Genomic DNA, 21,054 nt, shown 5'->3' with positions numbered 1-21,054 from the left:
GAAGGCGAAACAGCCCGCTTCACAGGGATGTCATACTGCGCCATAGTTAACGCATTGAAAAATTCTTGATCCTCAATGTGTAGCGCGAAGCCTTTGACCGTTTCAGTATTTGCCGAAGCAGAAGTCGCACATCTTGCGGCGCCCATTTTCGATCTTTTGAGGCAGGCGGGGCAGGTGTTGTATCCTGTTTCGGACCCGCAGGAAAACATCGCATCAGAAGCCGGGTTGTTGTTTCTCGGACGGGTACCCGACAAACCCGATCCTAAGACCGGCACATCCACCGCGCAGAGCCTCTATGATCGCTGGTCGCATATGGGCAAACCCACGGCGGTCTTTTTCCCCGATCCGGCCGTCGGCCTGAGCGCCGAGGCTTGGCAGGCGGTGCAGCAGAACATCGCGGCGGTCGATCGTCAGAACGCCTTTCTCGCGCGGCTGAAAGAGGACAGCCGCTGTATCGTCGCCTATTACGCAGATGAGGACGGCCTGAAGGCCAATCTGAATGACACGCTCCACCATCTGCAACAGCTGGTCGCAACGCGGCGCGCTGTGGCCGACGACCAAACCTTTATCGCGTCGCCGCCGCGGCTTCACACGCCATACCGCTATCCTTTGCACAATGACGTCTTTGTCGGGCGCAGCCCCGATCTGGCGGAGTTGACCGACTGGGCCACCGCCGATGATCGCCCGATCCATGCGCTGATCGCGATGGGCGGCTCGGGCAAAAGCGCCCTTGCGTGGCGCTGGATGTCACATGACGCCCAAGCGCTTGACCCGCCGTTCGAAGGGTTTTTCTGGTGGGACTTCTACCACGATTCCGATTGCGAGAAATGCGTGGCGCAACTGCTGGCCTATCTGAGCGGCGAAGCGCTGGCCCAGACCCATGCCCGCAGTTTCCAGAAAAATCTTGACTACCTGCAAAGCCACCTGAACGGGCGGCGCATTCTGATCTGCCTCGACGGGGTCGAGCGTATCCTCAACCACTACCGCGAATTCGATGCCGATGCGCATGACGCGCTGGGCGCCGAGGACGACGACGCGCATATCGAAGACCGCTACCGCGCCTGCGCCAAGCAAGAGGGCGCGTTCTTGCATGTTCTGACCGGGATGCATCTGTCCAAGGCACTGATCACCTCGCGGTTGCTCCCGATAGATCTGGAGGACGCAGGGAAGGTGCATCCCGGCGTCAGGATATCCGAGCGCCTGCAGATGCAGCCAGACGATGTGATTGCGCTGATGCAAAGGCTCGGGGTCGCGGCAAGCCCGGCGGTTCTGGAACAGGTTTCAGACCTCGTTGGCGGGCATCCGCTGGCCTTGCGGGCTCTGGCCGGGGCGGTGACGTCTGATCACGGCGGCGATCTTGATCGCTGGCTTGACCGAAACGGACCGCTGGACGTTGCCCATCTGGATCTGGTCGGGCGTCGCAGCCATGTTCTGCGGCAGGCACTGAAGGGCGTGGGCGCGCGCTCACTGGCCTTGTTGGGCGCGGCGGCGGCCTTTCGCGGTCCGGCGGCGCGCGAAGATCTGGCCAGTGTGCTTTTGCTGGGCGGTGATCTGCTGACCTCGGAAACCGAGGTCGAGGCGGCGCTGAAGGACCTGCAAAACCGGCAACTGCTGTTTCTGGATCTACAAAACGGGCAATGCGACATGCATCCGTTGGTGCGCGGCGTCGTCTGGAAGGGGCTTGATCCATACTGGAAAGAGGTCCTTGCCGAACATCATGGCACGTATTTCTCTGGCTTTAGCGGTGAAGCGGACCCCGGCTCTCCCAGCGCGTTCAATGCTTTGCGGCATCTATGGTTCAGTCTGCTGGAACGCCGCCGCCGCGAAGAGGCTTTTGACGCAATCGAAATGGAGGTTCACGATCACATCGTGACACGCGGCCGCGCCATGGATGTCGCGCGCATGTTCGACGCGTTGTGCGACAGTGCCGAGCAGGCTTCGGAGCCGGTTGCCAACGATCCCCAAAAGCGCCGCGAGATGCTGTATTGGCGCGGCTTTGCACTGTCCTATTCCGGGCGGACCGCCACCGCCGCACTGGCCGCGTTGGACGCGCTTGATGCGGCAACCGTGGCCCCTTCAGGTACAAACCGCGCCTTTCGCAGCAATACGCGCGAGGGCGCGATTTCCGATATCCTGATGCTGTCCCGCAGGGTCTGTCTGCGTGATCAGGCACTTGCCCTGAGCGATCGCTACGATCCCGGCCCGCAGAACGCACGCGTCGCAGAAGGTTACCGCGCTGCCAATGCCAGCCTTGCGATGGATATCGCGCCTTCGCAGGAGGCCGAACAAGACTTGCTGGGCGTGGCGGTAAACCATCAGGAATATGACTCAACGTCCTGGACGTTTTTCCGGCTGACCTGCGGATTGCGTGTGGCCGATCAATGGATGGCCCCCGACGCTGATGGCAACATGCTTCTTAACGCTCATCGGCTGTGCAACTCGGTGCTGCGTCTGGCCCTCAAAACCGGCCTGCGCGAAGCTGCGATCCGGGCCGCGGCGATGAACGCCCTCGCTAGCGTGCACCTGCGCGGCGACGATGCGCTGTGGGTGTCGCGGATCGATGCCGCGCTGGAAGAGGCCCGCCGGCGGCGCTTTGTCGTGACCGAAGCGCTGGTATTGTCATGGCGCCTGCGGTTTTGTGAACGAATTGATGAACCCGAAGAAACCCTGCGCCGTCTGGCCCAGTCCGCCGGACATTTCACCCATTTGTTGGAAGATTACCTTGCGCTCGGCAAGCTGTATCAGGCCGGGGCAAGGGCGTGGCGAAAGGTGGGGGAACCCGAGCGCGCCGCCGAATTTGCCCAACGGGCGCTGGGCTTTTCCCTGCAACCCGATGGCACGACCGCCTTTGCAGCGGTTGCGCAGGACTGCCTGAGCCTGCTGACCGATCTGGGCGCTTCGACCACGCCAATCTCCCCGCCGCCGCCGCTCAAAGACAAAACCCGACTGGTGCAGCAACGCATCGAAACCAGCCTCTTGCACAGGGAAAGATAGCCCTCATGACCGAAGAAAACGCCCAGACACCCGACACGGAAACTGGTAAGAAAACGGCCAAGGACAGCAAGAACACGCTGTACTGCAGCTTTTGCGGCAAGTCGCAGCATGAGGTGCGTAAACTCATCGCCGGGCCAACGGTGTTCATCTGCGATGAATGCGTCGAGTTGTGCATGGACATCATCCGCGAGGAAACCCGGTCGTCGCTGGCGATTGGCGGGGCCTCCGAGTTGACCGAGGTCTGGCAAGGTCTGCGTCAGGCCGTACCTGCGCATGAAACCCTGCGCCAGCATTTTTTCAACATGGCCAACGTGCTTGATCAGGCCAAATCCCTCAAACACGAACGGCAGACCGCTTTTCGCGTGTTGATCGCCGGCGCTAAAGGTTCGGGCCTGCCCGAAGCCATCAGCGACATCTGGTTCAAGTTCGGCTTGCCATTGGTCCGTTTTGACGCCGCCTTGTTGCGCGACACCCGGATCATCTCGAGCGCGGACATGTTTCAAATGCTGCTTGAACAATCCGAATACAATCTGGAGCGGGCGTCCAACGGGGCCATCCTGATCGAGAATATCGACCGGATTTTCGAGCCCAGCCCGGCTAACCGCCAGATTCAGGAAGAGCTGGAGCTTTTGATGCGCGGGATCATGGTTCCGGTGCAGACGCGCTCCTCGCGGCCCACCGGCGATGTGTTGCAGCTTGATACCTCGGGGATCAGCTTCTTTGCGACGACGCACAAGCTGCACGATGACGATCCGGCCATATCGGCGGAAGGGGACACGCCGGGGTTTCGCTATGCGCAGGATATGACCAAGATGCGCGCGGCTCTGGTTAGCAAAGGCGCCTTGCAAGCGCTGGCCGACCGCTTCGAGGATATCCGCGAATACCGACCCTTCACCGCTGATGAAATCAAAAGCTGGCTGGCCTCACCTGCCGCCGATCTGTATCTGGCCCGCCTCAATCTGCCGGAGGGATCGCTGACGTTGGAGACGCGGGACAAGCTGGTTCAGATGGCCTGCGCCCGCGGCGCCGGGTTCGACGGGCTGAAAAGCATCCTGCGGTTGATCGCATTGCGGCTGAGCTTTGTTGCCCCGGAGGGCGAGAGCCCTGACCCGATTGACCCCGATTGGCTGGACAGGAACATCTAGACATGGACAAGATCAATCAAACCGGACCCGCATCCAAGGTGCCCCCCTCAACGCCGATCCTTGCGGCGGGGATGGAAGATATCCTGCTGCGCGCGCGCCAAACCGATCCCGACGGGCCAGCGCGGATCGGGTGGTCGGGCGCGCTGACGGCGCTAATGGCGGCGCATCCGCCCGCGCGGCCCTATCGCCGCATCGCGCCGGTGCTCGAAAGCCTTGCCGACATGGACGATCTGCCCGGCGGCACGCTGCAACTTGGTCCTGACGGCGACTCTGTGCAGATCGGCGCGATCCTTTGGAGCCAGATCAGCATGGCGATGAACGCAGCCTCTGACAGGGCAGGCACGCCGATCCTCTATGCGCAGGATCTGCTGTTCGAAGGTCTGACGCGCTGCGCCACGCTGGTTTCCGAAATGGGCAGTTCGGCCCCGCAATACCAAGGTGCCCCTCTGAGCGCGCCGCGCTTGCACATGCTGGCTCAGGAAATCGCGGTTCTTTCGCTTCAGACAGGGGACAGCCCCGAAGCTGTCGAGCGCCGCACACCAAGCGATCTGATGGTGCCGCTTGCGCCCTCGGAGGCGGATCCGGGGCAGACACTTGCGGACATTCGACGGCGCCAAAGGGCAGGCGGTTGGACCTGGCCGCTGATTGAACCGATTGCGCAGGATATCGCGCTGGTCTTACGCGATGACCCGTGGCAGGCGGGCCTGCAAGACCGCTCTGGTGCCGGGCGCGAAGTTGCGGCCTTTGCTTCGATGTTCACTGCGCGGGATTTCAAACCGCCGCTGGCAGTCGGGGTGTTTGGCGACTGGGGCTCGGGGAAATCCTTTTTCGTGCGGATGCTTCACGACGCGGTCGAAGGCTCACTCGCGGTTGCGCCGGATGACAGCGAAAGCCTGAGCCACGTCGTTCAGATCCATTTCAACGCCTGGCACTATGCCGAAACCAATCTGTGGGCCAGCATCGTCGACCGGATCTTCACCGAGCTCGACACATGGACACAAAAGGCCAACGCGGGCTCGACCGGCCGTGTGCCCAGCGTGGTCGACCAGTTGGAAACCTCGCGGCAATTGACGCTTGAAGCGGTCGAAGGGCTGATCGCGGCGCGGCGCGCAAGAGCCGAGGCGAAAAAGGCGCTGGACGACGCGACCGAAACGCTGGCCAAGAAACGCGCGCAATCGGCTGCGAACACGCGCACCGTGGTCCGGGCGGCATTTGAAACCCTGCGCAAACAGCCCGAAGTCAAAGGCAAGCTGGACGCGGCGGCCGAAACGTTGGGCCTGCCAGAGCTGACCGAAAACGCTGATGGATTCCGCGCCGCCACGCGGCAACTTTCAACTGAATTGACCAGCACGCGGGCCAGCATCACGTCGCTATTGCGCCGCGTCGGACGAGTTGGCGGCGCGCTCCTGTTTCTGGCGCTTCTGCTGGTGCCTTTGCTGTTTTCCACGCTCTTGCCCTGGGCCTTGGCCACGGTCTTCCCCGACTTGCAAACCTACGTGGACAACGGGGTTTCCGCCGCCGCTGGCCTGTCCGGCATCCTCGCCGTTCTGGCGGGCACGGCGCGTATGGCCGCCCAACAGACCGCAAAGGCCCGCGCGGCGATCCAGAGTTTCGAGACGCAGTTCGAGGCTGAAATTGATCGGCAAACAGAGTTGCAAGCCAACGCCCGCGCCAAGGCCGAAGAAGAGGCCAGCCTTGCGCAAGCCGAGGTGGCCCGTCGTCAAACCGCCTTTGAAACCGCCTCGCAGGCCGCCGCGCAGGCGTCGATCCAGTTCAGCGCCCAAGAGCCGCGTCAGCGCCTTGTGCATTTCCTGCGCGACCGGGTGGGATCGGGCGCCTATTCAAAGGAACTTGGCTTCATCGCCACCATCCGCAAGGATTTCGAAAAACTGAGCCAGCTTATGGCGGCCTCGACCTCGGGCAGTCCGACTGCCGCGCAGGACACTACCGCACGGGCCAAGCTTGAGACCGAGATCAATCGCCTGTTGGCCGAGGCGGACGGGCAATTGACTGATGCGGAAATTGCCAACCTGCGCGCGCTTTCTGCGCCGCCTGCCATGCCGCCCGTGACCTTTGAGCGGATTATTCTGTACATCGACGATCTGGATCGCTGCCCGCCCGAACAGGTTGTCGCCGTCTTGCAGTCCATCCACCTACTGCTGGCCTTTCCGCTTTTCATCGTGGTTCTGGCCGTCGATACCCGCTGGGTGCTCAATGCGCTGGACAGCCATTACAGCACCTTGCTTGAGACCAATAGCGACAGCGCATCGCCGATGGATTATCTGGAAAAGATCATCCAGATTCCCTACCGCGTGCGCGAAATCCAATCAGCGACCGACGGATCTCTGGTGCGTGACCGGCTGCAGGCCTTTGTGCGCCAAGCCGCGCCTGAGGATGGGGCCGAGGCAGGGGTTGCTTTGCCTGCACCGCAGTCTCAGGGTGGGGCAGGCGCTGCTGGTCCCGAAGGCGCTGCGGCTGCGCTGCCAGACCTCGAAGTCATGCAACGCCGCCTCATGTCGCTGACGGCAGAGGAGGTCGGATTTCTCGACCAGATCGACCAGCGTCAAAGCTGGTCTCCGCGTCGGCGGATCCGTTTTGCGAACAGCTATCTGCTGATCCGTGCCTCGATGGAGGACACCGAGGCGGATGATTTGCGCTACCTTGCCATCTTGCTTGCCTGCGCCGAAGCCGAAGATCCTGCGGCGGCGGTGACAAACCTTTGCGCCGCCATGACGGTGCCCTATCCCTTGCCTGATATGGCCGAGCGGCTTCAGGGGCTTGTCGAACGGTTCAGCTTTGAGACCAAGATGAGCCCCCCCGCACCATAATGCCTGCAGCATTTACGTCTTGCATGGGGAATTGTGCTTAAATCACAAGATCTTGCGCCGCCAGCATGGATGATCTGCCCAAGCTGTCTTGCGTGTTCCCGCGCAAGATCATATTCGGGCAGCAACCCTCCGGGCAGGTCCGGAATTCGACGCATGACAAGGAGTTCGAGATGACCATGGACAGACGCACAGTCCTGAAAGGCGGCGCAGCGGCCACCGCTCTGGCGGCTTTCCCACAGCTCGCGGTTGCGGGCTATGCGCCCAGACCCCAAGGCTGGCGGCATTTTGAAATCACCACCCGCGTTGAAATCCCGCGTGGCACTTCCGCCGCGCAGGTCTGGGTGCCGGTGCCAGCATTGGCCGAACCGATCTGGACAAAGCCCGGCGAAAACCGCTGGACCACCACATCCGAGCAAGCCGCTTTGGTGACCGACGCGGAAAAGGGCGCGCAGTTCGTGCACGCCGTCTGGCCCGAGGGCGACAGTCCTGCAGTGCTTGAGGTCGTCTCGGTGGTCTCGACGCAGAACCGCGCGGTCGATCTTAGCCAACCGGGCGGAGCAGCGGCCCTGCCTGACGCCGACCGGGCGCGTTTGACTGCCCCGACCGATTTGATCCCCACCGATGGCATCGTGCGCGAGACCGCCGAGACGATCGTCGCCGGAGCGAAAAGCGATCTCGAAAAGGCGCAGCGCATTTATGACTGGGTCGTTGGGAGTACCGAGCGCAATCCCAAAACCCGCGGCTGCGGGCTGGGCGATGTTGCCTCGATGCTGGCGACGGGCGATCTGACGGGCAAATGCGCCGATCTGAACGCGCTTTACGTTGGCCTTGCCCGCTCTGCCGGGCTGCCGGCCCGTGATCTTTACGGTGTCCGCGTCGCGCCCTCGGCCTTTGGGTACAAGAGCCTTGGGGCTGGGTCTTCGGATGTCACCAAGGCGCAGCATTGCCGGGCCGAGGTTTTTCTTGATGGCTATGGCTGGGTGCCCGTTGATCCCGCTGATGTCCGCAAGGTCGTTCTGGAGGAGCCGCCGAAAACCCTGTCGCTGCGCGATGCCAAGGTCAAAGACGTGCGCGCCGCGCTGTTCGGCGCTTCCGAGGGAAACTGGGTGGCCTTCAACACCGCGCATGACGTGGCGTTGCCGGGCTCGGATCAGGGCCGCGTGCCCTTCCTCATGTACCCGCAGGCCGAAATCGGCGGCGTGCGGCAGGATGAACTGGACCCGGGCTCTTTTGTCTATTCGATCACCGCGCAGGAACTGCCTGCCTGACGGACTGGCCGGTTTTCACCTGAACGCGGGATGAGGCGCGGTCAGCCGTTGTCCCGCGACATCGGTAGGGAAACGCGCGCTTCCAGACCGCCGGATTTCCCGGCGATGGGCGAGGTCAGGGCAAAGCTGCATCCGGCGCGATCGGCGATCGTGCGGACAATGGCGAGCCCCAACCCGCTACCTTCGCCCGCTTCAGCGCCGCGCTCAAAGCGGCCAGTCAGCCGTGACAACGTGTCCGGGGCGATGGTTGGGCCGTCATTTGCAACCGACAGCGTGCCCTTGTCCGTCAAGGTCACGCGGACCGGCGCGCCGCTTGCCCCATGTTTCAAGGCATTCTCAAGTAGGTTTCGGCATAGGATACCAAAGGCATCGGGGTCAATGTCCGACAGGACAGGCTGATCAGCAATCTCCAGCTCCAGCCAGTTTTCCCCTGCCGCGCGCTGAAAATCTTCGGCAATCAGGCGCAGCACCGGGCGGATATCCGTGGCCTGACCTGTGCGCAGACGTCCACCTTCGGCGCGGGCAAGCTGCATCAGCTTTTCGGAAAGCCGTGTCAGGCGTTTCAGCGTCGCTTCGATATCAGCGGCGCGCTGGCCTGCCTCATTGTCCGAGGTTTCGACCTGAAGCCGCTGCGCCTGCGCGATGGCACCTGCCAAGGGCGTGCGCAATTCATGCGCGGCATTGGCAGCGAAACTGCGTTCGGCGTCAAAGGCTTGTTGCAACCGGGCGAGCAATTGGTTCACCGCGCCGGCAATCGGCTCAATCTCGCTTGGCAGGTCGGTTGTTGCGACCGGCGACAGATCCTGCGCGCCGCGCAGCGACAGCGCATCGCGTAGGCGTAGCATCGGGCGAAAGCCAATCCGCACCGCAGTGAAGATCGCGGCAAGGCTCAGGGGAATGACCAGCAACAGCGGTAGTCCCAGACCGATGCGCATCTCGCGCGCCACGGCGATGCGGTGTTCCAGCGGTTCGGCAATTGCAATGGTGATCGAGTCTTGCAGCGCCGAGTCATAATATAGTCGGTGCGTTTCGCTCTGGCGAAAGCCATAGCCGTCATAGGGTGGGAACATCGACGGGTCAGCGGAATGCGACGACAGCAAAACCCGCCCCTGAGCATCGCGCACGATATAGGTAAAGAATTCCTCATGTTCGCGCAGCGGCGCAATACGCTGGCTGATGCCCTCTTCGTCGCGCTCGACGATATCGAGAACGGCCACCGGCAAAATACGTTGCGCGGTTTCCTGAAGCGCCGAGTCAAAGACCTCGTCCATCTCGCGGCTGAGGATCGTCGAGGTCACCCCGGCAGCGGCGATCCACAGCAGCGTCACCGCAAGGCTGATCAGCAGGGAAAGCCGCGCCTGAATAGAGCGCAGCGTCATGCCCGCGCCAGCCGATAGCCAAGGCCCCGCTCGGTCTCGATCACCGAGGCACCAAGTTTCTTGCGAAGCCTGCTGATGTGCACTTCGATGGTGTTGCTTTCGATCTCGGTGTCAAAGGAATACAGCCGCTCTTCGAGTTGGGCTTTGGACAACAGCTGTCCGGGACGCTGCAAAAAGGCCTCGAACAGCACCCATTCGCGCGAGGTCAGGGCGATGGAACGGCCTTCTTTGCGCAGGCTGCGGGCGGCCAGATCGACCTCGATATCCTTGATGGTGATCAGCGGGTTGGGGTTGCCGGAATAGCGCCGCGCCACCGATCCGATGCGCGCGGACAGCTCGGCCAGATCGAAGGGTTTGACCAGATAGTCATCCGCCCCGGCATTCAGCCCCTCGATCCGGTCCGAGACCTGATCAAGCGCTGTGAGGATGATCACCGGCGTGACCACACCCTTGCCGCGCAGTGTCTTTAAAAAGGGAATGCCGCGACCGTCTGGCAACATCAGATCGAGCAGGATCAGATCATAGGCCGCTACGGCCAGCGCGTCGCCCGCCGCATCCAATCGCGTAACCCAGTCCAGCGAATGGCCATCCGCTGCCACCTGATCGCGCGTTGCGGCGCCCAGAACGGTGTCGTCTTCTATCAGCAGGATCCGCATTGTGGCCCAATCACTCTTTTCTTTTGCACTTTGTCACCTGTCAGGCTGACGGCAAGCTGAAGCGTGCATTTGGTTGCCTTCAGGCAGCTGTCAGCTTTGCTATCTAAATCTGATAACTGATCCAACCCTGACAGAAGGTTTCATAATGCGGAGTTTGCTTTTCATCTCGGTCCTTGCCGTCTCGGTTGGCGGGGCCAGCGGTGCTTTTGCCGATGAACATTGCAACGTCCCGATGGCGGGTTGGCAACCACGCGAGGCGGTGCAGAGCATGGCCGAAGCCGAAGGCTGGACCGTTCGGCGTATCAAGATCGACGATGGTTGTTACGAGATTGACGCTCGCGATGCCGCGGGCAGGGAAATCGAAGTCACGGTTGATCCTGAAACGCTGGAGATCATGGACTTTGAATACGAGGACTAGGCCAAAATGTCCTGTTTCCCCTGACACAAAAGCCGAAGCCTCGCTTCGGCTTTTTGACTCAGCCCGCGATCCTAGCTGACGGCAACCTGAAGCGAAAACTGCGCAGGCGTCAGCAAACGATCAGCCGCTGATGCGATTCCCCTTCCATAGGCTCAATTACAGGAGACACCAATGAAACCGATTCTTGCCCTTCTCGCCGCGTCCACCGCCATTGGCGCGTTGACGGCCATTCCCGCCATCAGCGCTGTCACCGGCTTGGACAATACCGGCGGCACATCCACGCAAGCCGCCAGCGCAGACTCAATGCAGCCCGAGTACCTGATCCTCGCCAGCAGCGATGATGACGATGACCACGAGCACCGCCGCTTTTTCTTTTTCGGCCGCCACGATGACGACGACGACGATGATGATGACTGTGAAGGTGACGATGATGATGACGGCTGCAACGCTGCGATGGCGCCTTCGCCCGCGGGAACTGTCGCGCCCCCGGCCAACGGTCTTTTCGGTACCGGCGAAGCACCCAAAGTGCAGATGAACTGACGCGCCGGGCGTCTGTGCCATCCGACCTGACAGCAAGCTGAACGATATTCGGCAAGACGGTCAGGATGGCATCAGCCGCCCGAGGCACTTTGATCTGACGATTGCGTTTTTTTGGAGACTCATGATGAAATCCCTTCTTTCCGCCCTGGCCCTGACCACCGCGCTGACTGTGCCCGGCCTCGCGCTTGCGCGGCCTGTCACGCTGACCACCAATATGAATTCCTATGGCGGCGACGGCGCTTATCTGGCGATCTATGTGACCGACTCGAAAGGCGTCTATAAGGGCAGCCTGTGGATGGCTGGCGGGCGCTCGAAGTATTACAAGCACCTGACCGACTGGTACGGCGCCACCCGTGGCAACATCGCCGAGATCAACGGCATCACCGGTGCCAGCGTTGGCGCCGGGCGTCAGTTGAAAATCACGCTTGATCTGTCGGATGCGTTGTTTGATGCGGGCTATGTCCTGCATGTTGACTCCGCGGTCGAGAATATGCGCGAAAGCCCGTCCGAGATCGTGGTTCCGTTGACCGCCAAAGGGGCCGGGCAGGCCACACGCGGCCGGCGCTACATTTCGTCCTTCACATACGATATGTGACGGAGCCCGCGCCATGATCCGTTCCCTGCACCGATGGCCCGGCCTGATCGCCGCTGTCTTGCTGATTGTGCTCGCCCTGTCGGGCGCGGCCCTGTCGGTTTTCCCGGAGCTTGAATCCGCAAAGACCCCGGCGTTGACAGAGCCCGCGCTGAACGTTGCCACACTGGCCGAACGGGCCCTTGCGGTTCATCCCGGCGTCGAGCAGATCCGGCGCGCGCCCTCCGGGGCAATCACGGCCTTCTGGTTCAATGATGGCACCCCCGGGGCGGCTGTCATTGATCCGGCCACCGGGCAGGCGGTCGGCAGCGCCGATACCCCCGCCGTTGAACGCTGGCTGAGAACCCTGCATCGGTCGTTGTTTCTGGATGACACCGGGCGCATCGTGGCGGCCATTGGCGCTGCGGCGATGTTGATCCTGTCGCTGTCGGGCGCGGCGCTGGTTGTGCGCCGCACCGGCGGCTGGCGCCGGATTTTCCGGCCATTGAAGGGATCGCTTTCGGGGCGTCTGCACGTTGAAATCGCGCGGATTGCCGTGGCGGGGCTGTTCCTGTCGTCCCTGACGGCCCTGTGGATGACGGCCTCGACCTTTGGCTATGTGCCCGAAGGCCCCGGCCTGCCGCGCCTTCCCGATGTCAGCGGCCAGACCGGACTTGCGCTTTCGGATATGGCGGTGCTGCAGGATACGCCTGTGTCGTCGCTGCGCGAGCTGACCTTTCCCTATCCCGGCGATCCCACCGATGCCTTTGCGCTCAAGACTGACGCGGGCGAGGGCTATATCGACCAGGGCACCGGCGATCTTCTGATCTGGAGCGATCTGAGCGCTTGGGACCGTGTGACCGAGACGATCTATATGCTGCACACCGGGCAGGGCGCTGCGCTGTTGGGGCTGATCCTTGGCGTGATGGCGCTGGGCGTTCCGGTCATGGCGATCACCGGTTTCGTGCTTTGGCTGTCCAGACGACGCAGTAGCCCGCGCATTCGTGGCAATGTCCCGGCCGGTCATGCGGACACGATCGTGCTGGTCGGCAGCGAAGGCGGCAGCACCTGGGGCTTTGCCGCGACGCTGCACAGCGCTTTGACCAAAGCGGGCAAACGCGTGCATGTGGCCCCTATGTCGTCATTTGCCCCGGCCCGCTATGGCCATGCGACACAGCTTGTGGTTCTTGCCGCCACCTATGGTGATGGCACGGCCCCTGCCTCGGCCAAAGGGTTTCTGGACCGCTTGGCGGCGCTGCCCCATGCGCCTGCGATGTCGATTGCCGTTCTGGGTTTTGGCGACCGCAGTTTCCCGCATTTCTGCGAATATGCGGCACAGGTCGCGCGGCTGGCTGCCGACAAGGGGTGGAACACCACTTTGCCGATGGACACCGTGGACCGGCAATCGCCGCAGGATTTCGCCCGCTGGGGCCGGGCCTTTGGTGCGGCCATCGGCCTGCCGCTCGAGCTTGCCCACCAGCCCGTTGTTCCGCGCACCGATGTCCTGACGCTCGTCTCGCGCCGCGATTACGGCGCCGAGGTGCAATCGCCCACCGCGATCCTGCGCTTTGCCCTGCCGCGCGCGCCGCTTTGGCGCCGATTGATCGGGCTTGGCGGGCCGCGCTTTTCCGCCGGAGATCTGATGGGCATCGTGCCCGAAGGGTCTGCCGTGCCAAGGTTCTATTCACTAGCCTCAGGCCACCGCGATGGCTTTGCCGAGATCTGCGTCAAGAAACATCCCGGCGGGCTGTGCTCGGGCATGTTGCTGGATCTGCAACCCGGCGACACGGTTCACGCCTTCACCCGGCGCAATCCCGATTTCCGCCCGGCGCGCGGGCAGGTTCCGGTGATCCTGATCGGCGCCGGGACAGGGATCGGGCCGCTGGTGGGCTTTGCCCGCGCCAACACCCGCAAGCAGCCGATGCACCTGTGGTTTGGCGCGCGGCATCCGGACAGCGACCTGCTCTATGGCGAGGAGCTGATCTCATGGGAGGCCGAACGCCGCCTTACCTCGGTCACCACCGCCTTTTCGCGCACGGCGCAGCGGACCTATGTGCAGGACGCCCTGCGCGGTGACGGCGCGCGTGTTGCGCAGCTGATCGCAGAGGGCGCGCAGGTGCTGGTCTGCGGTGGGCGGGATATGGCCGCCGGGGTGGCCAGCGCCCTGACCGATATTCTTGCGCCGCACGGGCTGACCCCGGCGGTATTGAAAGCTGAGGGACGTTATGCCGAAGACGTTTACTGATTTGCAGCGCCACGCCCTGAGCGGGGCGACCATGGGCACCCGCTGGTCGGCGCTGTTCCATATGCCCAAGGGGTTTGGGACCGATACCGTCCAGACCGCGATGGCCGCCGCCGTAGCCGAGGTGGACGCGCAGATGTCCACCTGGAAGCCTGACAGCGATCTGATGCGCCTGAACGCGGCCCCGGTCGGAACATGGGTCAAGCTGCCGGCGCAGTTGATGACGTTGCTTGCCGCCGCGTTGGAGATTGGCCGCGCCTCCGATGGCGCTTTTGATATCGGGGTAGGGGATGCGGTCACCGCTTGGGGCTTTGGCTCGGATGCGGCCAATCCGCAGCGCATCCGCGCGGCGCTGAGCGCCCCAAGACGCCCCACACACGAGGTGCTCGACCTTGATCCGGCAGGTCTGTGCGCCTGCAAACGGGCCGAGATGATGCTGGATCTGTCCGGGATCGCAAAAGGCTATGGCGTCGACCGCCTGACTGCGGTGGCGCGCGGCTTTGGCATTCCCGCCGCGTTGTTATCGATCGACGGTGAGCTGCGCGGTTACGGTCTGCAACCAAATGGGAAGCCTTGGGTCGTCGCCGTCGAAGCGCCCAACCCCGACGAACGCAGGCCCGCCGCCATCCTCGATCTGCACGACGCGGCGGTGGCAACATCGGGCGATTATCGGCACACCATCCATGTCGGCGGGCGTGACCTGTCGCATACGATGGACCCAGCGCGCGGCGGACCCTTGCCCGAGTCGCCTGCCTCGGTCACGGTTCTTGCCGAGACCTGCATGATGGCCGACGCATGGGCCACGGCCTTGATGGTCAAGGGCCCGATCGAGGGCGCCGATTTGGCCCGGAGAATGGGTCTGAACGCCCTGTTCTTCGAACGTCAGGGCGATGGCATTCGGCAAACTCCGGTTGGTCCCCTGTTTGCGGAACCCACCAAGCTTGACGCCTAGGCCCGTGCCCGGGCCTCAGCTGTTCAACTGGCTGCGGATGATCGAGATCAGCCGCCGCGAGGCATGCGAATGCCGGTGCCTGATATGGATCGCGGTGTAAACCGTTTGCGGAATCGCGGCGACATCCTCGACCAATTGGAACCCATGCGAGATGATCAGCGCCTGCGCTTCATCCTCAAGCACGAACCCGGCCCCGCCAAGGGCTGTCAGCAACCCGACCACCGCTGCGGATTGCCCGCTGGCCAGTGGGGCGGCGGACAGGTGCGGCAAAAGCTGCTGATGGCGCTTGTCAAAGGCAGCGGAAAACTCGCCCCGGATATAGCGCGCGGGGGTGATATCGGCCCGCCGCGGGCCTTCGGACGACACCAGCCGATAACGAACCTCACCGATACTTTCGAAATGCAGATCGGGCAGGGGGCGCGGCGTGAACATCACCGCAAGATCCAGATGCCCTGCCAGTAGATCGCTGCACATCTGGTTGGAATAGTCGAGTTCGATGTAAAAGGCGGCCTCGGGCAGAAGCTGCTGAAACCGCGTCACCCAGCCGCCAATGCGCGGCCCGGCAAGATCCATCTGCAATCCGATGCGCATCGACAGAGCCGTGTTGCCGGCATCGCGCGAGGCACGCATCGCTTCCGTCCATGCGTGGCGCAGATCGCGCGCGTGCGGCTCAAAGCTCAGCCCGGCCGTGGTCAGTGAGGTGCCCGCACGGGACCGGCTGAACAACCGCCGTCCCACGCGTTTTTCCAATGCCGCCACCCGCGCCGAGACGGTCGATTGCGTCAGGCCCAGCCGCTCAGCGGTCTGGTTGAAGCTGCGGGTTTCGGCAAGGTCCAGAAAGGTCTCGATCAACTCGGGGTGCATGGCGGGCGTCCTAATCGAATATATCGATTAATATTACCGAAAAATCCGGATTGAAAAGAACAAAGAACGGCAGGACATTTTTGAAAACGCAAAGGTGAAGTCGTGTCAGAAATTCCCAACAGCGCGCGTGTCGTCATCATCGGAGGCGGGGTCGTCGGCGCCTCGTGTCTGTACCATTTGGCCAAGGCTGGCTGGACCGATTGCGTGTTGTTGGAAAAGAACGAATTGACCGCCGGATCGACATGGCACGCGGCGGGCAACGTGCCGACCTTTTCGTCAAGCTGGTCGATCATGAACATGCAGCGTTACTCGGCCGAGCTATATCGCGCTTTGGGCGCGGCGGTCGATTACCCGATGAACTACCATGTCACCGGCTCGATCCGTCTGGGCCACAGTCGCGAGCGGTTGCAGGAATTCCAGCGCGTCGCCGGAATGGGTCGCTATCAGGGGATGGATCTGGATGTGCTCGGGCCCGAGGAAATCCGCGCCCGCTATCCCTTTGTCGAAACGCATGACCTGACCGGCGCTTTGTTTGACCCCAATGACGGCGACATTGACCCGGCGCAGCTGACGCAGGCGCTGGCCAAAGGCGCGCGCGACATGGGGGCGACCATCGCGCGGTTCTGCCCGGCAACAGGCGCGCGCCGGGACGGCGACGACTGGGTGATCTCGACCCCCAAAGGCGACATTCGCTGCGAATATGTGGTCAACGCGGCGGGCTATTATGCACGCGAGGTTGGCAAATGGTTCGGACGCGATGTGCCGATGATGGTGATGAGCCACCAGTACATGCTGTTCGACACGGTGCCCGAACTTGAGGCATGGTCAAAAGAGGTTGGGCACAAGCTGCCGCTGCTGCGCGATGTCGACAGCTCGTATTACCTGCGGCAGGAAAAACACGGATTTAACCTTGGTCCCTATGAACGCAACTGCAAGGCGCATTGGATCACCCCCGACGATCCTTTCCCCGAGGATTTCAGCTTCCAGCTGTATCCCGATGATCTGGACCGGCTGGAATGGCATATCAATGACGCGATGGCGCGGGTGCCGCTTCTGGAAAAGGCGCCCTTGGTCAAGAACATCAATGGTCCAATCCCGTATACTCCTGACGGCAACCCGCTGATTGGCCCGATGCCCGGTGTGCCCAATGCTTTCGAGGCCTGCGTCTTTACCTTCGGCATCTGTCAGGGCGGCGGCGCGGGCAAGGTGCTGGCGGAATGGGTGACCGATGGGCAGACCGAGTGGGACATGTGGTCCTGCGATCCGCGCCGGTTCACCGAACATTGCGATCAGGAGTACTGCATCGCCAAGGGGATGGAGGTCTATGGCCACGAATACGGCATGCACTTCCCGCATCACGCCTGGCCCGCCGGGCGTCCGTCGCGGGCTCAGCCGCCTTTGTATGAAAACCTCAAGAAGGCGGGCGCGGTCTTTGGTGCCTTTAACGGCTGGGAACGTGCCCTGTGGTTCGCCCAAAAGGGCGACGATACCTCCGAAGACTCTACCCAGACGTGGCAGCGACAGGGGCCGTGGTTCGCCCGCGTGCGCGAGGAATGTCAGGCGGTGCGCGATCATTGCGGCGTGCTGGCGATCACCGGCTTCAGCCGTCTTTGCGTGGAAGGGTCGGGCGCGCGGGCTTGGGTCGACAGTCTGACGGCTTCGCGGCTGCCGCGCCCCGGGCGCATCGGTCTGGCTTATTTCGCCGACGACAAGGGGCGCATCGTGACCGAGATGTCGGTAAGCGTGCAATCTGACCAAAAGGTCGACCTGATCACCGCCGCCGTGGCCGGATGGCATGACGCCGAATGGCTGGCCAAGGGCGCGCCGAGTGGCGTCACCGTGACCGATCACACCGAAAGCACCGAATGCCTGCTGGTGACCGGGCCAAAAGCGCGCGACGTGCTGGCGCCCTTGGTGCAGGGGCATGACCTGACTGCGCCATGGCTTTCGGTTTCGCAAACCGGCACCGTCGCAGGCTGCAAGGCCGTGCTGGCGCGGGTCAGCTTTGCCGGAGAACTGGGGTGGGAAATTCATTGCGCCCCGCAAGACGCTCCTGCGATCTGGCAAGCGATCACAAGCGCCGGGGCGAGACCCTTTGGCATGTATGCGCTGGACAGCCTGCGCATCGAAAAGGGCTATCGCGCCTGGAAGGGCGACCTGTCCACCGATTACACGTTGCTTCAGGGCGGGCTTGAGCGGTTCATCGACTGGTCCAAGGAGTTTTGCGGCAAGGCAGCGCTTGAGGCTGAAAAGGCGCAAGGCCCGGCCAAATGCTTTGTCACGCTGATCGTCGAGGCAGGCGACTGCGATCCGCCCTATATGTCGACGCTTTGGCACGACGGGCAGGTCGTGGGCGAGACAACCAGCGGCTATTGGGGCCACCGTGTTGATGCCTGCGTCGCGCTGGGCATGCTGCGCGCCGATCTGGCGGCCCCGGGTACGGCGCTGGAGGTCGAGATTTTTGGCACCCGCTACCCGGCGAAAGTGCAGGCGGACAAACCGCTTTGGGATCCCGGAAATGACCGGCTGCGGGGCTGACATGGCCCTTTCATTCAGACCAATCTGCCGCGCGCGAATACGACGCGGACGCTTTCGCAATCGTCAAGGAGGATAGGCGATGGCACTTGAAACGATTGGCGCGCCGCGCCGTTCGGGAGGGCGTGCAGCCCGCCGGGCCCTGCGCGCCGCGCCGCTGGCCGAGGATATCCGGCCCATTCGCGCGGGCATGACAGGCGGGCAATACCGCCCCCTGAGTGAGGCGGGGATGCAGCGCATCCATCAGTCGGCGCTTGAGGCGCTCGAGGTGATCGGGTTGTCACAGGCGCCCGCCTCGGGGATCAAGGCGATGACCGAGGCCGGCGCCATTCTGGGCGACGACGGCAGGCTGCGCTTTCCCCGCGCATTGGTCGAGGACATGCTGGCCGTGGCGGCGCGGGGGATCACCCTGCATGCCCGCGATCCCAAGTATGACCTGCACCTGACCGGCAGCAATGTGCATTTCGGCACCGCCGGGGCCGCGGTGCATCTGGTCGATCTTGAAACAAATACCTATCGCGACACCACCGCGCAGGATCTATATGACGCCGCGCGGATCGTGCAGAACCTTGATAACGTGCATTTCTTTCAGCGCGCCATGGTTTGCCGGGATGTCACTGACAATCTGGAAATGGATCTCAACACCCTCTTCGCCTGCTGCTCGGGCACGACCAAGCATATCGGCACTTCGTTTTCGGACCCGTCCCATGTGGCGCCCTGTTTCGACATGATCCATGCCATCGCGGGCGGCGAAGAGGCGTGGCGCGCACGGCCTTTCATCTCTAACTCCAACTGCTTTGTCGTCCCGCCGATGAAATTCGCCGAGGAAAGCTGCATGGCGATGGAGCATTGCATCCGCGCCGGTATGCCGGTGCTGATGCTCAGCGCAGGGCAGGCCGGGGCCACGGCGCCCGCGCCTATTGCCACAGCCATTGTGCAGGCGGTGGCCGAATGTCTGGCCGGGGTGGTCTATGTCAATTCGGTCAAGCCGGGGCATCCGGCGATCTTTGGCACCTGGCCTTTTGTCAGCGACCTGCGCACCGGGGCGATGTCCGGCGGCAGCGCCGAGCAGGCACTGCTGACGGCGGGTTGCGCCCAGATGCACCGCTTTTACGATCTGCCCGGCGGCGCGGCGGCAGGGATTTCCGATTCCAAACTGCCCGACATGCAAGCCGGGTGGGAAACCGGGATCACCAATGTGCTTGCCGGGCTGTCCGGGTTGAACATGGTCTATGAGGCGGTTGGCATGCATGCCTCGCTTTTGGGGTTCTGCATGGAATCGCTGGTCTTGGGGGACGACGTGCTGGGGCAGGTGCTGCGCTGCGTGCGCGGCATCGACGTGACCGAGGACAGCACCTCGATCGAGGTGATGAAATCGGTCTGTCTGGACGGGCCGGGGCATTACCTTGGCAGCGACCAGACGCTGGCCCTGATGCAGCGCGAATACGTCTATCCGGCGCTGGGCAACCGCATGAGCCCCAAGGAATGGGTCGAGGCGGATCGCCCGATGCTGCTGGATCGCGCCATCGCCCGCAAGAACGAGATTCTGTCCAGGGCGGGCTCGCAAATCGCGCCGGATCTGGACCGCGCGCTTCGCGAGGCGTTCAACATCTACTTTCAGTGACCCGAGGGCGCTGGAGCGGACAAAATCGAAAAGGGGGTCTGCATGCATTACGGCTATATCGGGCTGGGCAATCTGGGGGCGAACTGCGCCATGTGTCTGCTGCGTGCAGGCTTTGATGTCACCGTGTTTGATTTGTACAAGGACAATGCGGCTGATCTGTTGGCGGCGGGGGCGAATTGGGCGGACAGCGCGGCGGATCTGGCGGGGAAGGTCGATCATGTCATCACTTGCCTGCCGTCGCCCGCTGTCACCGCCAAAGTGCTGGCGCAGACCCTGCCGATGATGGGTGAGGGCGCAACATGGATCGAGATGTCGACCCTCGGCCGCGACGAAGTGCTGGCCTATGCCGAACTGGCGGCGGGGCAGGGCGTTCGTATGCTGGAACTGCCCGTCACCGGCGGCGTGCATCTGGCCGCGCGGGGCGAGATCACCATGTTGCCCGGGGGCGATGCCGATCTGGTCGAACTGCACATGCCCGCGCTTCAGGCAATGGGCGACCTGGTGTTCCACATGGGGCCGCTTGGCGCATCGTCGATCATCAAGGTGATCACGAACATGCTGGCCTTCATCCACCTCAAGGCCTGTTCCGAGGCGCTGATGCTGGCGAAACGCGGCGGGCTTGATCTGGGGCAGGCCTGGCAGGCGATCCGGGCCTCATCGGGCAATTCTTTTGTGCACGAAACCGAGGGGGCGTTGATCCTTAACGGGTCTTACGATGTGGCCTTCAACATCGACCTCGCACTGAAAGACCTTGGCTTTGCCTTGGATTTCGGGCGCGAATTTGGTGTGCCGCTGGATTTGGCAGGCATGACGGAACAGACCTATGTCGCGGCCAAGGCGGCCTATGGTGGCGCGGCGCAAAGCCCGATGATCGCCAAACTGCTCGAAGACCTGCTGGACACCGACCTGCGCGCGCCCGGCTTTCCAGACCGACTGACCTGACCGACCCTTTCCTGAACCCCGTCCCGGAAGGGCGCCCTTCTGGCTTTGCCCATAAACCCACGACAGCAGGCAAGATCTGCCAGACCGGACTGCCCA

General features: G+C 62.8%; 14 protein-coding genes and 1 pseudogene. 12 read left to right on the top strand and 3 right to left on the bottom strand.

Annotation, left to right across the window (positions count from 1 at the left end; translation table 11 throughout):
• Nucleotides 1–174: 174 nt before the first annotated feature.
• From ACOYQJ_RS02965 to ACOYQJ_RS02950, 4 genes and pseudogenes are all read left to right on the top strand, one after another.
• Entirely contained in the window at nucleotides 175–2,994 is a 2,820-nt protein-coding gene (locus ACOYQJ_RS02965; protein ID WP_422904520.1) for a hypothetical protein, read from the top strand.
• Between the two features lie 5 nt (nucleotides 2,995–2,999).
• A pseudogene (locus tag ACOYQJ_RS02960) lies at nucleotides 3,000–3,200 on the top strand (ClpX C4-type zinc finger protein); the annotation flags it as partial.
• Between the two features lie 941 nt (nucleotides 3,201–4,141).
• Nucleotides 4,142–6,967, top strand: coding sequence for a P-loop NTPase fold protein (locus ACOYQJ_RS02955; protein ID WP_422904519.1), 2,826 nt, complete (start codon nucleotides 4,142–4,144; stop codon nucleotides 6,965–6,967).
• A 65-nt stretch (nucleotides 6,968–7,032) separates the two neighbouring features.
• Nucleotides 7,033–8,235, top strand: a complete 1,203-nt coding sequence (locus tag ACOYQJ_RS02950; protein WP_422904518.1) for a transglutaminase-like domain-containing protein — start codon at nucleotides 7,033–7,035, stop codon at nucleotides 8,233–8,235.
• A gap of 41 nt (nucleotides 8,236–8,276) precedes the next feature.
• Here the strand turns inward: ACOYQJ_RS02950 and ACOYQJ_RS02945 are convergent, their stop codons facing one another.
• Nucleotides 8,277–9,614: an ATP-binding protein gene (locus ACOYQJ_RS02945; protein WP_422904517.1), complete on the bottom strand. Its 1,338-nt coding sequence runs from the start codon at nucleotides 9,612–9,614 to the stop codon at nucleotides 8,277–8,279.
• Nucleotides 9,611–10,270, bottom strand: coding sequence for a response regulator transcription factor (locus ACOYQJ_RS02940; protein WP_422904516.1), 660 nt, complete (start codon nucleotides 10,268–10,270; stop codon nucleotides 9,611–9,613). The genes ACOYQJ_RS02945 and ACOYQJ_RS02940 overlap by 4 nt, the downstream gene beginning before the upstream one ends.
• A gap of 142 nt (nucleotides 10,271–10,412) precedes the next feature.
• On the opposite strand from ACOYQJ_RS02940, the gene ACOYQJ_RS02935 reads away from it, so the two are divergent.
• The 5 genes from ACOYQJ_RS02935 to ACOYQJ_RS02915 all read left to right on the top strand — a co-directional run bounded on the left by ACOYQJ_RS02935 (nucleotide 10,413) and on the right by ACOYQJ_RS02915 (nucleotide 14,993).
• Nucleotides 10,413–10,688, top strand: a complete 276-nt coding sequence (locus ACOYQJ_RS02935; protein WP_500797222.1) for a PepSY domain-containing protein — start codon at nucleotides 10,413–10,415, stop codon at nucleotides 10,686–10,688.
• A 171-nt stretch (nucleotides 10,689–10,859) separates the two neighbouring features.
• Nucleotides 10,860–11,228, top strand: coding sequence for a hypothetical protein (locus ACOYQJ_RS02930; protein WP_422904514.1), 369 nt, complete (start codon nucleotides 10,860–10,862; stop codon nucleotides 11,226–11,228).
• A gap of 124 nt (nucleotides 11,229–11,352) precedes the next feature.
• On the top strand, nucleotides 11,353–11,823 hold the full coding sequence (locus tag ACOYQJ_RS02925) for a DUF2271 domain-containing protein (RefSeq protein WP_422904513.1): 471 nt from the start codon (nucleotides 11,353–11,355) through the stop codon (nucleotides 11,821–11,823).
• A 13-nt stretch (nucleotides 11,824–11,836) separates the two neighbouring features.
• Nucleotides 11,837–14,044 carry a PepSY domain-containing protein gene (locus ACOYQJ_RS02920; protein WP_422904512.1) on the top strand — a complete coding sequence of 736 codons (2,208 nt, stop codon included), beginning with the start codon at nucleotides 11,837–11,839 and terminating at the stop codon, nucleotides 14,042–14,044.
• Nucleotides 14,025–14,993 (top strand): FAD:protein FMN transferase, encoded by a 969-nt coding sequence (locus ACOYQJ_RS02915; protein ID WP_422904511.1) that lies wholly within the window; start codon nucleotides 14,025–14,027, stop codon nucleotides 14,991–14,993. The genes ACOYQJ_RS02920 and ACOYQJ_RS02915 overlap by 20 nt, the downstream gene beginning before the upstream one ends.
• A 15-nt stretch (nucleotides 14,994–15,008) precedes the next feature.
• Here ACOYQJ_RS02915 and ACOYQJ_RS02910 read toward each other — a convergent pair whose 3' ends face one another.
• Entirely contained in the window at nucleotides 15,009–15,857 is an 849-nt protein-coding gene (locus ACOYQJ_RS02910) for a LysR family transcriptional regulator (RefSeq protein WP_422904510.1), read from the bottom strand.
• Nucleotides 15,858–15,959: 102 nt separating this feature from the next.
• Between ACOYQJ_RS02910 and ACOYQJ_RS02905 the strand changes: the two genes are divergently transcribed.
• The 3 genes from ACOYQJ_RS02905 (at nucleotide 15,960) to ACOYQJ_RS02895 (ending at nucleotide 20,958) form a co-directional block, all read left to right on the top strand.
• Entirely contained in the window at nucleotides 15,960–18,395 is a 2,436-nt protein-coding gene (locus ACOYQJ_RS02905) for a GcvT family protein (protein WP_422904509.1), read from the top strand.
• 79 nt (nucleotides 18,396–18,474) lie between these two features.
• The gene (locus ACOYQJ_RS02900) at nucleotides 18,475–20,016 is read left to right on the top strand and encodes a trimethylamine methyltransferase family protein (protein ID WP_422904508.1); all 1,542 of its coding nucleotides are present in this window, start codon (nucleotides 18,475–18,477) and stop codon (nucleotides 20,014–20,016) included.
• 42 nt (nucleotides 20,017–20,058) lie between these two features.
• A complete protein-coding gene (locus tag ACOYQJ_RS02895) occupies nucleotides 20,059–20,958 on the top strand; it encodes an NAD(P)-dependent oxidoreductase (RefSeq protein WP_422904507.1) in 900 nt (299 codons plus the stop codon).
• Nucleotides 20,959–21,054 lie beyond the last annotated feature (96 nt).

It is taken from the genome of Pacificoceanicola algae (assembly GCF_049341065.1).
Classification (GTDB): Bacteria; Pseudomonadota; Alphaproteobacteria; order Rhodobacterales; family Rhodobacteraceae; genus Pacificoceanicola.
This window is presented reverse-complemented; position numbering and strand designations above follow the sequence as displayed.

What these genes read in the sequence shown, in the direction of transcription:
- ACOYQJ_RS02930 (WP_422904514.1), top strand. Translation starts at nt 10,860, where the DNA reads ATGAAACCGATTCTTGCCCTTCTCGCCGCGTCCACCGCCATTGGCGCG.
- ACOYQJ_RS02900 (WP_422904508.1), top strand. Translation starts at nt 18,475, where the DNA reads ATGGCACTTGAAACGATTGGCGCGCCGCGCCGTTCGGGAGGGCGTGCA.
- ACOYQJ_RS02925 (WP_422904513.1), top strand. Translation starts at nt 11,353, where the DNA reads ATGAAATCCCTTCTTTCCGCCCTGGCCCTGACCACCGCGCTGACTGTG.
- ACOYQJ_RS02920 (WP_422904512.1), top strand. Translation starts at nt 11,837, where the DNA reads ATGATCCGTTCCCTGCACCGATGGCCCGGCCTGATCGCCGCTGTCTTG.
- ACOYQJ_RS02915 (WP_422904511.1), top strand. Translation starts at nt 14,025, where the DNA reads ATGCCGAAGACGTTTACTGATTTGCAGCGCCACGCCCTGAGCGGGGCG.
- ACOYQJ_RS02945 (WP_422904517.1), bottom strand. Translation starts at nt 9,614, where the DNA reads ATGACGCTGCGCTCTATTCAGGCGCGGCTTTCCCTGCTGATCAGCCTT.
- ACOYQJ_RS02910 (WP_422904510.1), bottom strand. Translation starts at nt 15,857, where the DNA reads ATGCACCCCGAGTTGATCGAGACCTTTCTGGACCTTGCCGAAACCCGC.
- ACOYQJ_RS02940 (WP_422904516.1), bottom strand. Translation starts at nt 10,270, where the DNA reads ATGCGGATCCTGCTGATAGAAGACGACACCGTTCTGGGCGCCGCAACG.
- ACOYQJ_RS02955 (WP_422904519.1), top strand. Translation starts at nt 4,142, where the DNA reads ATGGACAAGATCAATCAAACCGGACCCGCATCCAAGGTGCCCCCCTCA.
- ACOYQJ_RS02895 (WP_422904507.1), top strand. Translation starts at nt 20,059, where the DNA reads ATGCATTACGGCTATATCGGGCTGGGCAATCTGGGGGCGAACTGCGCC.
- ACOYQJ_RS02950 (WP_422904518.1), top strand. Translation starts at nt 7,033, where the DNA reads ATGGATGATCTGCCCAAGCTGTCTTGCGTGTTCCCGCGCAAGATCATA.